A 13,223-nucleotide genomic window follows, 5' to 3' on the forward strand; every position below is an offset into this window, starting at 1 on the left:
CCCTTTTAAAGTATTAATTTTGATTTTTAAAGTTTCTTAATTCTAAAATAAAACAGCTGCCTCTTCCTTGAGCAGACTTCACATTAATAGTACCTTCCAAAGCTTCAACAGTTTGTTTTACAATATGCAATCCTATTCCGTATCCTTCAGAATTATTGGATTCTCTGAAAAATTTATCAAATACTCTGTCCTGATTCATCTCGGCAATGCCAATCCCATTATCTGATACAGAAATTTTAAGCGTGTTGCCATCTGAACAACCTTCTACAACTATCACTTTTCCAACAACTTCTTTATTATGATATTTTACAGCATTGCCAATCAAATTTTCCAATACCGTATTTAATCTGAATCTATCTGAAAAAAAGGCTTCTTGTTCTTTAATGTTTACTTGAAAATGAATTCCTAAAGTTTTTATTTCATTAGAAAAAATTTCAGCTGCGTCTGCAACCGTTTTTTCAAGTGGAATTTTAGTAATCTGAAGTTCTGGATAATCGGCTTTTGAGTTTTTTAGATTGTTTCGAATCGTCTGGTCTAGATGAACTACGCGGTCTTTTATCATTCGGATATATTCCATTGTGCTTTCTTCCTTAGTTTCTTCTTCAATTAAAGAAACCAGCATTTTTAAAGCATTAACCGGCGAAAGCAGATCATGTGATACTCTGAAAGCAAAACTTTCTAAATTTTTGTTTACTGCTTTCAAATCACTGATGCTGATTCTCTTTCTCTCTTTTAGCTTGTTCATTTTTTCTAATTTTTACCTAAAAAATAAAGCTGTACGCTGTTCTATTTACATATTGACTGTTCATCAACCAAACTAAATTTTTCCTCAAAATGCAGTCTAAGATCATTTCTAAATCCCCTTTTTGTATCCAGACATTCTAACACTTCAATGTTTTGTATGTTTTTAAATTTATTGAGGAACTGCGGGCAATGATTACAGACCAATACTGGAATTCCGTATGAATTAATCCTTAAAAGATCAATCAAATCATTCTCCGAATAAAAAACAAAAACTACTAATGAAAGATCATCTGTCATTTCATGCCCATAAAGAATATCTGCTTTATGCCCGGCAACAAAATTGATATCCTTAAACTCATATTTCAAGAACCTTGAGAAATAATGAAATTTATCATAAACCATTACTCTGTTTGCATCCATAACTTTTAATTGTTAAATTGAATTTATACTAAAATATTCATGCGTATTCAAGTGATTTGAGGCGGTTTAAGAACGGAAAATGATTAGTTTTCACTTTTATTTTAATTCTTTATTTTAAAATGTATTCTCATAATTTATAAGGAACAGCTAAACGAAACACATAATTCAATTACAGGCCGATTGAAACTTCTTTTATATTTTCAGCATTGGCCAAAAACCATTCGTAAGTTTTTGCAATTCCATCTTTAAGATGAATCTGTTGTTTCCAACCTAACTGTTGCATTTTTGAACTATCCATCAATTTTCGAGGTGTACCATCAGGCATAGAATCATCCCAGATAATTTTACCTTTATGTCCTACAATGCTTTGAATCATCAATGCCAGTTCTTTGATACTTAAATCTTGTCCAGATCCAACATTGTATAAATAATCCGGAAGTCTGTTTTCTAAGGCAAACACTACAGCTTTGGCCATATCGTCTGCATGAAGGAACTCTCTCATAGGATTGCCTGTTCCCCAAAGTGTTACTGCTGCATGATCATTTTCCTTAGCTTCATGAAATTTTCTGATCATAGCAGGTAAAACATGCGAGCTTTTTAAATCAAAATTATCATGAATCCCATACAAATTAGTAGGCATTAGGCTTACATAGTCTTTATCAAATTCTTTACGAACAGCCTGACAAGCTTTGATGCCCGAAATTTTAGCCAGAGCATACCATTCATTAGTTGGCTCCAATGCTGCTGTTAATAAATAATCTTCCTGAATAGGCTGTGGTGCTATTTTAGGATAAATACAAGAACTGCCAAGAAAAATAAATTTCTCTATTCCTGACTTTAAAGCAGTATCAATTAAATTATTCTGAATCTGCATGTTCTCCATAATAAATTGATAGGGATAATTATTGTTTGCCAAAATCCCTCCCACTTTTGCCGCTGCATCTATAACTGCCTTCGGTTTCTCTTTTTCAAAAAATGCCTGAACCGCCTGTTGGTCACGTAGATCCAACTCACTACTTGACTGTCCGATTAAATTTTGATAACCTTCGTTTTCCAACGCTCTCCATACTGCAGATCCGACCATGCCGCGATGACCTGCAATGTATATTTTGGAAGTTTTATCTATATTCATTTTACTCGTAGTAGTTCATTGTTTGATATCCTGCTTCTTCTAAATGATGGTCTTTCTGCATTATTTTTATATCAGACTGCATCATATCATTTACTAAATCCTGTAAATTATATTCAGGCACCCATCCTAATTTTGTGTTCGCTTTTGTCGCATCTCCAATTAGTAATTCCACCTCTGTAGGACGGAAATAACGAGGATTTACCGCTAAGATTTCTTTTCCGATTTCTATTTGAAAATCAGGATTATTACATGCAGCTACGTAAGCTTTTTCATCAACACCGCTACCTTTAAATTCAATTTCCACCCCAACATAAGCAAAACTCATCTTAACAAAATCACGAACTGTTGTAGTTGTTCCTGTAGCAATTACCCAATCTTCTGGTTCATCGGCTTGAAGAATCATCCACATCATACGTACATAATCCTTGGCGTGTCCCCAGTCTCTTTGGGCATCCAGATTTCCTAAATAAAACTTTTCCTGTAATCCTAACGCAATGCGCGATACTGCACGGGTAATTTTTCTGGTTACAAAAGTTTCACCGCGAATTGGCGATTCATGATTAAATAGAATTCCGTTGCAGGCATACATACCATAAGCTTCTCTGTAATTCACTGTAATCCAGTAGGCATACATTTTTGCCACTGCATAAGGAGAACGTGGATAAAATGGTGTCTTTTCTGTCTGAGGCACTTCCTGCACTTTTCCATACAATTCAGATGTAGAAGCCTGATAAATACGCGTCTTTTTTTCCAATCCTAATAAACGAACAGCATCTAAAATTCTTAAAGTTCCTAATCCGTCAGCGTTACCCGTGTACTCTGGCACTTCAAAAGATACCTGAACATGGCTCATCGCTGCAAGATTATAAATCTCATCTGGCTGTATTTCCTGAATCAGACGAATTAAATTGGTGCTGTCAGTCATCTCACCGTAATGAAGTATAAAACGCTGATTGTCTACATGCGGATCCTGGTATAAATGATCGATTCGGTCTGTATTAAATAAAGAAGAGCGTCTTTTAAGTCCGTGAACTATGTAATTTTTTTTAAGTAAAAATTCACTTAAGTAAGCGCCGTCCTGTCCTGTAACTCCGGTTATTAAAGCTATTTTTGGTGTATTGGTCATAATATTTTTGATGTTGTAATAATTTTGTTTTTAACTGCTGCTTATATTCTAAAGCAGTGGAGAATTAGCAGCTTCCAATTCTTGATAAACTTGTTTTACCTCTTGAGAATTTTCTTTTTTTACTACCAAAAAAGCATCGGGAGTATGAACTAAAAGGCAGTTTTCTACTCCAATAAAAGAAGTGTGTATGGCTGATCCAATTAGAATATTTCCGTTAGCGTCAGCTTGATGCCCTTTTTTCACTAAATAATCATAAACTGATTCAAACGATCCAAGATCTGACCAGTCAAACTGTGAAGCCACAACTTTTATATTAGAACTGCGTTCCATAACAGCATAATCAATACTAATGGAAGGAATCTGCATAGACAAATCAAAATCTAAAAATCCTGAATCATTGGCTTCCCAAGCTGTTCTTGCCCTGCTGTAAACTTCTGGTTCCTGCTTTTGAAGTTCCTGAAGAAAGACTCCCGCTTTAAAACAAAAAAGACCACTGTTCCAATAAAAATTGCCTTGGTCTAAAAAATCTGAAGCCTTATCTAAACTAGGTTTTTCATGAAAAGCCAATACATGATTTCCTTCAAACTCAATGTAACCATATCCAGTTTCAGGCTTTGATGGCTTGATGCCAAAAGTGACTAGATAATTATTCTCTGCAATTTCGACTGCTTGTTTTAGTGCTACCAAATACTCTTCTTCTCCATTAATAATATGATCTGAAGGCGTAACAATTAAAACATCTTCTTCTTTAGACTGAAAAGCGGCAAAAGCAATCGCTGCAGCGGTATTTCTCGGCGCAGCCTCAACAATATGCGAATGCTCAAGAGAAAATTTCTCCATCACTTTACAGCTCAACGAATGATTTTCTACGTTGCCAACAATGATTAATCTATTGGCGATGCTTTTATTTCTGTCAATTGTCATTTCCAAAAGGGAGCATCCGTCAAACAAATCAAGATACTGTTTTGGTTTTGTTTTACGGGAAAGAGGCCATAATCTGCTGCCTACTCCCCCCGTTAAAACAACATGAACGATATTACTTGCTGCAATCATTTATTTCCGTTTAAAAGTTCCAATTGAAAAACTTCTCTGCGAAGACCGCTGCTTGAAAAACGATGATGTCGTGTGTTAAAATAGAACTCTATTCCTTTTTCTTCACAATAAGCTCTACCTGTAAAATCTCTGTCTTTATATTCGTCTCCTAAAAAACGAACATCAATTTGAAAAGACTGTAGGATATCCTTTAAATCTTGTTCTGTAGCATACGGAACTATTTCATCTACAAATTTGCATCCTTTGAGCTGGATGTAACGTTCTACAACTGACTGACTCGGTTTGTTCTTCTCTGGTCGGTCAAGAGTTGGATCAGTCTGCAGTCCAACAATAAGATAATCACAATTTAATTTTGCTTCTTCCAGCATTTTAATATGACCCGCATGAAGCAGATCAAAGGCACTAAATGTTATTCCTGTTTTCATAATTGGTTTAGATTAAAATATAGAAAAACTGTTTTTGTATGAACGTAGGTAAAACATGCAGAAAACAATTAAAAAATAAATTGAACAAGGGTTCCCCGTAGATAATTACATTTTAACTACCTAAAAAATATTCTAAATGACAAAATACAGAGTTGATAATTCTTGCAGAAAACACTTGGAAATAGCATTCCAAATCTCATCATTTTCTTCTTCCAAAGAATCAAAAAACTAAAACTCTACAGCAACAAAATTACTACAAACGAAAGGGCAACACAGAAACTATGAAAGACAATAAAACCAAATTTTGGAACATATAACTCTTTAAAGGAAGCAAAAAAAATACGACAGAAATTACTTTTATAAGCTTTAAAATGATGCATCGTTATTACTTCGAGAGTAAGAAAATAAAACGATTGACTCTTTCATAAATACAGTGGTAAAAAGCTACTCATCGAAAGAAACTACTCCTTATTAAAAAAAATAGCACATTAAATAATCAGGAAAATATCCTTTCAGAATAATTTAAAAACTATAAAACAGATCAAATGGAAATCACTAAAATATGCTGCATTGGAGCCGGATATGTCGGCGGACCTACCATGGCAGTTATAGCACAAAAATGCCCCCACCTCAAAATTACAGTAGTCGATTTAAATCAGGAACGAATTGATGCCTGGAATGATGAAAATACAGATAATATACCAATATTTGAACCTGGATTAAGTAGTGTTGTAGCAGAAACAAGAGGGAAAAACTTGTTTTTTTCAAATGACGTGGAAAAGGCAATCGAAGAAGCTCAAATTATATTCATCTCTGTAAACACTCCCACAAAAAATTATGGAAAAGGAAAAGGAATGGCGGCAGATTTAAAATACATTGAATTATGCGCCAGACAAATTGCAAAAGTGGCAAAAGACAATAAAATCGTAGTAGAAAAGTCAACACTTCCTGTACGAACTGCTGAAGCTATTAAGAGTATTCTTGATAATACAGGTAATGGTGTCCAATTCCAAATTTTATCTAATCCTGAATTTCTTGCCGAAGGAACCGCAATTTCTGACTTGTTGAATCCCGACCGCATTTTAATTGGAGGCGATCACACACCTGAAGGGCAAAAAGCCATACAAACCTTAGTCGATATATATGCAAACTGGGTCCCGCAGGACAAAATAGTAACTACAAATGTATGGTCATCAGAATTATCAAAATTGACTGCCAATGCATTTTTAGCACAGCGAATATCATCGATCAATGCTTTATCTGAACTCTGTGAAAAAACAGGAGCCGATATAAACGAAGTCGCTCGGGCTATAGGAATGGATTCCAGAATTGGATCAAAATTTCTTAAAGCCTCAGTTGGATTTGGTGGCTCTTGCTTCAAAAAAGACATTTTGAACTTAGTTTATATTGCTAAATCCTATGGATTGAATGAAACAGCAGATTACTGGGAACAGGTAATTATAATGAATGACCATCAGAAAAAAAGATTTTCCGACAGAATTGTAAAAACACTTTACAACACCGTTGCAGGCAAGAAAATTACTTTTTTAGGCTGGGCCTTTAAAAAAGACACTAATGATACGAGAGAATCTGCAGCCATTTATATAGCAGACGATTTAATAAATGAGCAGGCTCGTATTTGTGTTTACGATCCTAAAGTAAACCAAAAGAAAATTTTAGCTGACTTGGATTATTTAGAAACCAGATCAGCTGCAGAAAATGCAAAAAGTACAAAATCTTTTGAAAATCCTTATGATGCTTGCCTAGGAGCTCATGCTATAGCTGTGCTTACGGAATGGGAAGAATTTGTTGATTATGACTGGCAGAGAATCTATAAAGCCATGCAGAAACCTGCTTTTGTTTTTGATGGAAGAAACATACTAAACAAAACAGAAATGCAAAAAATTGGCTTTATCTATCAAGCAATAGGATCTTAAGCCAAGCGAATAAAAAAAGAGACTGCTCTATCATGAACAGTCTCTTTCATCTTCCAAATCAATAGCAAAAAACCGCCTCATTTTTTCAGTGGTTTTCCTTAAACTTACAACTTAAAGTTCTCCGTTATTTTTAACTTTTTTTACCTGAAAATCCAAAACTCTACTGTTTGGCATTCTCAAGGTTTTTACACCAGAATTACTGACACTTCCAGATTGTCCATCAAATTTATCCTCTGCATCATTATTAAAAAAATATGATACGTCAAAAAATAATAAATCAGAAATTGAAATTCCAAAAATATCTGCCAGTTTGGATATTTTAGAAATTGTTATATCAATTTCACCTCTTTCAATTTTACCGTAACCACTATAAGTCATGTCCAATTCACCAGCGACAAAATCTCTGGTAAGATTTTTCATTTCCCTTATGGTCCTGATATTCTGTGAAACAATTTTGTTCATAATTTGATTTAATATATTTAATAATAGTAAAATTCCTCAACCGTTTATTTACAGGAACAAATAAATAAAAACACCATTCCGAAAACTAAAATAGTACGCACTGTTTAAAAAAAAATGGTATAGAATTAAAATAACAGCTTCGGATATTATTTCAAAAGAAAATTTAAGAACGGTAAACCTCTGTAATTCTACTAACTTGTCCTGAAATAAATTAAATCAAGATCAGTATTTACTTAACTGAGAAAGTCTTTTTTTTTTAAATATCTGTAAATTATTTCTGATGTTTTGTTTTTTTTCAAATCTTTCAAGACCTGCGACAACTATAAGCGTTAATTCATTTATTTTAAATGGTTTAGTTAGAAACCCATCCGCTCCATCCAGCATACATTGCTGTATTAAATCAATTTCATTTTTTGCCGATAAAAAAATAAAAGGAATGATACTCCAAGATTTATTGTTTCTAATATTTTCATGCAGTTCAGTCCCATTCATAACTGGCATAACCATATCGCATAGAATTAAATCCGGCATCCAATATTCTAGCATATCCAGAGCTTCCCGCCCATTTGCCACAGTTCTGACATCATAATTTTTAAAAACCAAAAGTTCCTTTATGGTTTCTCTAACATTTGGCTCATCGTCTACAAGTAGAATTTTATTGGTGTTCATAAGGAAATGTCAATTTAATTGTTGTTCCAAAATTTTCTTTGGTTTTTAATTCTACAGTCCCGTTTAAAAATTCCGTAAACTGTTTTACAATAACTAAGCCTAATCCAGAACCAATTATTGAGCTGGTATTAGAAGCTCTGAAAAATGAAGTAAATAAATTTGGAATATCTTTTTTAGGTATTCCCATACCATAATCAATGACCTGTATCTCAATTGTATTTTCTAGGTAACTAATAATCAGTTCCGGATCTGGTTTTCCCTCTGAGTATTTAAATGCATTATTGATGACATTTGTAAGGATATGGACAATTAATGACTCATCAGTAAAAAGGATTCTCTTTACTCCTTTCTTTGTTACTTTGATTTTTGCACCGTCATCCTTATTAAAATAGGTCTTTGTAAGCGTTTCAATAAACTCATTAAGATCTATTGGTTGGATTATTTTTTCAATTTTTTTTGCTTCCTGTTTTCCAAAGACTAAAATATTATTCATTAGTTCAGTCATTCTCTCCACCTCATTTTTTATTCTAGAAATAATAACATTGCAATCATTGGAAAGACCTTTTTCATGATGATTTATCTTTAACTCTAAAAGTTCAGCATTAGAATAAATAACAGTCAATGGAGTTCTGAATTGATGTGAAGCAATAGAAACAAAGTTAGATTTTAATTCATTGAACTCCCTTTCTTTTAAAAAGGCCGCTTTCATTTCTTTATCAGCTTTTATACGCTTGGTTATATCTCTACTGGAAGTTTGAAATCCTATAATATTTTTTTCTGAATCCATCATCACTTTTGTTGCCGTTTCCAGCCAGATATAGGTGCCATCATTTTTCCTAAGCCGAAATGTGATGGTTTCAATTTCCTTATTTTTGACAATCGAATGATAATATTTCCTAATATTATCCAAGTCTTTTTGATGAATAAAATCCCAAGGAGATTTATTAATCAACTCTTCAAACTTATACCCTATTATGTCATTAGACAAACTGGAGACATAAAGTAAATTTCCTTCTTTTGAATGCTGGCAGATTAAGTCTGTGGTATTTTCGGCAATAAACCTAAATTTTGCTTCAGACAATAGCACTTGTTTCTCTTTTTCTACCAGTTCGCTAATATCCATATATGTCCCTATAACTTTTTTGGGAATTCCATTTTTATTTAGTTTTAGCAAACCCGAGTATCGTGCTGAAATAGAGTGTCCATTCTTATGAATAATTTGTGTGTTTCCTTCAAAGCGCTCCAATTTTCCAGATACAAATTTTTTAAAATCATTAAAAATCTTGTCATAATCAGCTGCAGAAAAAATTTTTTCCCAGAAATTAGGAATTTCATGAATTTCCTCAGAAGTATATCCTATAATTCCGAACCAATTCAAACTAAAATTTGTTTTTTTAGTTTCAATATCAAATTCCCACATCGCTTGACTTGAGCTTGACATAAAAAAATTAAAATTTTCTATAGTTCTCTCTAATTTTGACTCAGTTGCAATTTGGCTAAGACGAATTCCTAAGCTTTTTATGATGGTCTGTAACACCGAAATTTCATCCTCTTCCCAAATCCGTTCATTGGTGCAGTCTTCAAGTCCAATCCAACCCCAGAATACATTGTCGTAAAAAATTGGCGCAAAAAAATAAGATTTAACACCGCGTATTTCGAAAATCTTTTTTAATAAGTTATTATCAATATCTTTACCTATCCCAAACCTCAATTTATCTCTGGATAAAATTGTATCCAGAGAAAATAAAGCATTTATAAGACTTTTGCTCAGATCAAAATGATGAATATAAGATGTTATACCATTGTTACACCATTCGTAAGCGTAAGCATAATCAAAACCTAACAGATCGCTATTATTTTTATTTTTTAGAATGTAACATCTATCCATGTTATGTTCTAAACCAATATCTCTAATGCACAAATTTAAAGCGTCATCTATTGTAGAGCATTCCAATAGATGATTATTGATTTTAGAAATATGCGACAGTAGTTTTTTCATCTCTTTTTATCAATTTTTCAAATAAGAAACTAAAAGTATTACATTTTATGTTTTATTTTCAAAATAATACTGATAATCTAAAAAATAACCGTAATGATTTAAAATAAATTAAACCGATGACAAAACAAGCAACTAAAATAACTATAATTGAAGATGATATAGTACTGGGATCCACGATCTCAGAAATATTAAAATTAAATAATTTTGATGTCCTATTTTTCAAAGACAGCGTGGAAGCTCTGTTTTATTTGAATAAAAATATACCTGATATAATCATTTGTGATATGCTGATGCCTAATTTAAATGGAGAGGAACTGTTTTTTAAAATTCGCAAAAACAATAACTTTAATGTAATTCCCTTTATTATGATTACTGCCAATATTGACGACGATTTAAAATTTAAACAGCTCAAAAATGGCGTTACTGATTTTATTATAAAACCTTTCAAAGTTCAAGAATTAATCTATAAAATCAACAATCTAATCTTTCTTAAAAACAACATTGAAAAAAAATTCAGCCCAGATCCATTTTCTAAAATTACAATTAAGCTCTCTGAAAAAGATTTCATTACTTCATTAAACGAAATTTTAATTCAAAAAATGAAAACCAATATTGACATGAATGAGCTTGCCAGAGATCTTGCCATCAGCAAATCCACCCTCGACAAAAGAGTACGTAAATTAACTCATAAAAATGCAAGTCAATATATCAGAGAATTTAGACTCGACTATGCTGTTAAACTAATTCATTCCGGCGAAAGAAATATCAAATACATAGTTGACCAAACCGGATTTAGTTCATTATCTTATTTTTCCACAAGTTTTAAATTATATCTTAATACTACTCCTCGGGATTTCATAAAATCTATAGAAACAGAAAGTGTTTAACAATTTACTTATTCATTAAAAAAAAATAAAAGCAGCCTATTCAAAGCATAAATTATAACAGTGTATTTTTTCCTATCGTAATTAAAACTTATCAAGCTTATCTTAATAATTCGTTTTTAAATTTCATGATAAGAGAAATTTTAATCTATATTTTCTGAATTCCATACGAATCCGCATGGATTTACTACAACAAATCTCTTATTTAGATCTATAAAGCTGCTTTTAAAACAAGGCATCTTATTATCTAAAAGACCTTTAAAATACGTGTTCTATTCTATTTTTCTCATCAAAACCTATAAAAATCTAACATTTTACAACTATGTTATACAAAATTCAAACAAAATTTGTGATATAATTATTACAATTGAAAAGCAATAATTTAACTTTTTCTTTTGTATTTTTAAATTATTACTCTAAGTTTACGTAGCATTTAAGAATAAACCAATATAAATTTTCAGATATTAGTTTATTCCTAAATGCAATTAGTTACTATACCCCTCACACTCCAATACTTTATACGCTATATTTAAATTTATTAATACACTAGAAAAAAATATGTATTCTTAATTTTTTTAAAGGAGTTCTTTGATTATTTGGATTTTCTAATAATCCAAAAGAAGTCGTTCCTCGTATTTAATTCACAAGTCTGCATAGAACTGAAACTACCAAAGAAAAAAGTAAAAGGAATATGGCGAAAATATTAATCATTGATGATGAAGAAACATTACGAATTACAATTTGCGAATTGCTTTCTTTTGTTGGACACATTGTTTGTGAGGCAGAAGACGGAAGGGATGGATTAAAGAAAGTAAAAGAATTTCAACCTGATATTATACTTTGCGATATTATGATGCCCAAACTTGATGGCTATGGTTTTATGGAGCAGCATATTGAATCTGATTATGCTAGTACACCTGTTATATTCCTTTCAGCAGAAATAGAGTCGAAAGATAAAGCAATGGGGGTCAGTTTAGGAGTAAAGCAATTTTTAAAAAAGCCATTTGTATTTAGGGAATTAAAAGAACTTATAGAGTATAATCTTTAATTTTTTTTAAAATAACATTTAACCTACCTTTTTTACTCGACTGATTTTAGAAAATTTCATCAGCATTATCACTGTCCCATCTACAAAAAATATGTCTTTGCTGGTTTCCAATTCCATCCCCTCTTTAGATTTAATCAAAAAGACCTAGCAAAGTCTTTAAAAGGAAGTAATTTCACGATAAAGAATATCTTACTTCTTTATAGTTCTATAAAAACCAACAAACATTATCAAATTTGTAATTGTTGATAAACTTTTTTGGGGGAAGTTTATGATTCCTAATTTTATTCTGCTGAGGGTAAATTGAATCATTTATCAATAATCTGAAAGCCGGTTATTACCACCAATAACCGACTAAATAAATATAGAATTCAATTACTGGCGAAAAAGCCAGTAATTGAACTATAAATGTAAATGATTTAGAAGTATTAAATAATCTTTCCTAATGCAGACAATTAATAAAATATAAAATGTTTAAAACCAGTTGCTACAAAATATTCTCCAATTTTGTATAAAACTGCAGTAAAAACTAATTACAATCATTATGCAGCATATTTATCAGAACGATTTTGGAGAAATTTATAATGATAAAGTAAGACTGATTATTTTAAATCAAAAGAAAACTATTCATTTAAAAAACATCAGTAAAATTAGATTTATTAAAAGAAAAACATACTTTTCAAATTATACCGCTTTATTAATTGCAATTGTATTTTTTAATATCTCCAACTTTACAGAAAAATCAGGAATAGTTGCATTAATTATATTCATACTTACAATTATCTGCTTAAATCTAAAATTAAGACAGCATAAGATCATTATTATTCGAAAAAATGATTTCATAAAAATTGATGTAGAGAAAAAATTAAGCAAAGATGCAGAAAATCTAATTAATCACTTAAAACAATTGCATAGACTTTAAAATCAAAGTCATAGACCTGTTTGACCGAAAAGTTATAGGCTGGTCATTAAGCGAAACCCTGAAAGCAATCGACACCAGCTTCGCGGCTTTAAGAAAAGCCATGATTAATCGGCCTTTAGTTTTATACCAGGCCCTTATATTTCATTCGGACTGGGGAATCCAATATTCCTGCAGAATCTTTTTTTGCGCACTATCAAAAAACATCCAGATCAAGCAGAGCATGAACTGGAAAGGAAACTGCTATGATAATGCAGTGGCGGAGAGTTTTTCAAAACACTAAAAACAGAATTAATATATCGTCATAAATGCAAAAACAGAAAACAAGCCAGAAAGTCAATTCATAACTATATAGAAAATTTCTACAACACTATAAGGAGACATTCCACACTTGGAAATTTGACAATT

13 protein-coding genes are annotated in these 13,223 nt (G+C 31.8%); 4 read left to right on the forward strand and 9 right to left on the reverse strand.

Going from position 1 to position 13,223, the window contains the following annotated elements:
* Positions 1-13: 13 nt before the first annotated feature.
* The 6 genes from P0R33_RS07175 to P0R33_RS07200 form a co-directional block, all read right to left on the reverse strand.
* The gene (locus tag P0R33_RS07175; protein WP_276174805.1) at positions 14-745 is read right to left on the reverse strand and encodes a HAMP domain-containing sensor histidine kinase; all 732 of its coding nucleotides are present in this window, start codon (positions 743-745) and stop codon (positions 14-16) included.
* A gap of 41 nt (positions 746-786) precedes the next feature.
* Entirely contained in the window at positions 787-1,164 is a 378-nt protein-coding gene (locus P0R33_RS07180) for a hypothetical protein (RefSeq protein WP_179002436.1), read from the reverse strand.
* A 169-nt stretch (positions 1,165-1,333) separates the two neighbouring features.
* Positions 1,334-2,290 (reverse strand): GDP-L-fucose synthase, encoded by a 957-nt coding sequence (locus P0R33_RS07185; RefSeq protein ID WP_276175697.1) that lies wholly within the window; start codon positions 2,288-2,290, stop codon positions 1,334-1,336.
* A gap of 7 nt (positions 2,291-2,297) precedes the next feature.
* Positions 2,298-3,422 (reverse strand): GDP-mannose 4,6-dehydratase, encoded by a 1,125-nt coding sequence (gmd, locus tag P0R33_RS07190; protein ID WP_179002438.1) that lies wholly within the window; start codon positions 3,420-3,422, stop codon positions 2,298-2,300.
* Between the two features lie 48 nt (positions 3,423-3,470).
* On the reverse strand, positions 3,471-4,475 hold the full coding sequence (locus P0R33_RS07195) for a mannose-1-phosphate guanylyltransferase (protein ID WP_276174806.1): 1,005 nt from the start codon (positions 4,473-4,475) through the stop codon (positions 3,471-3,473).
* Complete coding sequence (locus tag P0R33_RS07200; protein ID WP_276174807.1) at positions 4,472-4,900, reverse strand: adenylyltransferase/cytidyltransferase family protein; 429 nt, start codon at positions 4,898-4,900, stop codon at positions 4,472-4,474. Before P0R33_RS07200 ends, P0R33_RS07195 begins: the two co-directional genes overlap by 4 nt.
* Positions 4,901-5,445: 545 nt before the next feature.
* On the opposite strand from P0R33_RS07200, the gene P0R33_RS07205 reads away from it, so the two are divergent.
* The gene (locus tag P0R33_RS07205; protein ID WP_276174808.1) at positions 5,446-6,837 is read left to right on the forward strand and encodes a UDP-glucose 6-dehydrogenase; all 1,392 of its coding nucleotides are present in this window, start codon (positions 5,446-5,448) and stop codon (positions 6,835-6,837) included.
* 111 nt (positions 6,838-6,948) lie between these two features.
* On the opposite strand, the gene P0R33_RS07210 is transcribed toward P0R33_RS07205, so the two are convergent.
* The 3 genes from P0R33_RS07210 to P0R33_RS07220 form a co-directional block, all read right to left on the reverse strand.
* Positions 6,949-7,257, reverse strand: coding sequence for a helix-turn-helix transcriptional regulator (locus tag P0R33_RS07210; protein WP_276174809.1), 309 nt, complete (start codon positions 7,255-7,257; stop codon positions 6,949-6,951).
* Positions 7,258-7,521: 264 nt separating this feature from the next.
* The gene (locus P0R33_RS07215; protein WP_276174810.1) at positions 7,522-7,968 is read right to left on the reverse strand and encodes a response regulator; all 447 of its coding nucleotides are present in this window, start codon (positions 7,966-7,968) and stop codon (positions 7,522-7,524) included.
* Positions 7,955-9,967: a PAS domain S-box protein gene (locus P0R33_RS07220; protein WP_276174811.1), complete on the reverse strand. Its 2,013-nt coding sequence runs from the start codon at positions 9,965-9,967 to the stop codon at positions 7,955-7,957. Before P0R33_RS07220 ends, P0R33_RS07215 begins: the two co-directional genes overlap by 14 nt.
* A gap of 116 nt (positions 9,968-10,083) precedes the next feature.
* Between P0R33_RS07220 and P0R33_RS07225 the strand changes: the two genes are divergently transcribed.
* From P0R33_RS07225 to P0R33_RS07235, 3 genes are all read left to right on the forward strand, one after another.
* Positions 10,084-10,854 (forward strand): response regulator transcription factor, encoded by a 771-nt coding sequence (locus P0R33_RS07225; protein ID WP_276174812.1) that lies wholly within the window; start codon positions 10,084-10,086, stop codon positions 10,852-10,854.
* A 688-nt stretch (positions 10,855-11,542) separates the two neighbouring features.
* Complete coding sequence (locus P0R33_RS07230) at positions 11,543-11,899, forward strand: response regulator (RefSeq protein ID WP_276174813.1); 357 nt, start codon at positions 11,543-11,545, stop codon at positions 11,897-11,899.
* A 541-nt stretch (positions 11,900-12,440) separates the two neighbouring features.
* Entirely contained in the window at positions 12,441-12,818 is a 378-nt protein-coding gene (locus P0R33_RS07235) for a hypothetical protein (protein WP_276174814.1), read from the forward strand.
* Positions 12,819-13,223: the final 405 nt, after the last annotated feature.

This window comes from Flavobacterium sp. YJ01 (assembly GCF_029320955.1).
Classification (GTDB): domain Bacteria; phylum Bacteroidota; class Bacteroidia; order Flavobacteriales; family Flavobacteriaceae; genus Flavobacterium.

Bases quoted from the DNA above. Each gene is read 5' to 3' on its own strand.
- P0R33_RS07215 (WP_276174810.1), bottom strand. From the start codon at position 7,968: ATGAACACCAATAAAATTCTACTTGTAGACGATGAGCCAAATGTTAGA.
- P0R33_RS07175 (WP_276174805.1), bottom strand. From the start codon at position 745: ATGAACAAGCTAAAAGAGAGAAAGAGAATCAGCATCAGTGATTTGAAA.
- P0R33_RS07225 (WP_276174812.1), top strand. From the start codon at position 10,084: ATGACAAAACAAGCAACTAAAATAACTATAATTGAAGATGATATAGTA.
- P0R33_RS07235 (WP_276174814.1), top strand. From the start codon at position 12,441: ATGCAGCATATTTATCAGAACGATTTTGGAGAAATTTATAATGATAAA.
- P0R33_RS07200 (WP_276174807.1), bottom strand. From the start codon at position 4,900: ATGAAAACAGGAATAACATTTAGTGCCTTTGATCTGCTTCATGCGGGT.
- gmd (WP_179002438.1), bottom strand. From the start codon at position 3,422: ATGACCAATACACCAAAAATAGCTTTAATAACCGGAGTTACAGGACAG.
- P0R33_RS07220 (WP_276174811.1), bottom strand. From the start codon at position 9,967: ATGAAAAAACTACTGTCGCATATTTCTAAAATCAATAATCATCTATTG.
- P0R33_RS07210 (WP_276174809.1), bottom strand. From the start codon at position 7,257: ATGAAAAATCTTACCAGAGATTTTGTCGCTGGTGAATTGGACATGACT.
- P0R33_RS07195 (WP_276174806.1), bottom strand. From the start codon at position 4,475: ATGATTGCAGCAAGTAATATCGTTCATGTTGTTTTAACGGGGGGAGTA.
- P0R33_RS07230 (WP_276174813.1), top strand. From the start codon at position 11,543: ATGGCGAAAATATTAATCATTGATGATGAAGAAACATTACGAATTACA.
- P0R33_RS07205 (WP_276174808.1), top strand. From the start codon at position 5,446: ATGGAAATCACTAAAATATGCTGCATTGGAGCCGGATATGTCGGCGGA.
- P0R33_RS07180 (WP_179002436.1), bottom strand. From the start codon at position 1,164: ATGGATGCAAACAGAGTAATGGTTTATGATAAATTTCATTATTTCTCA.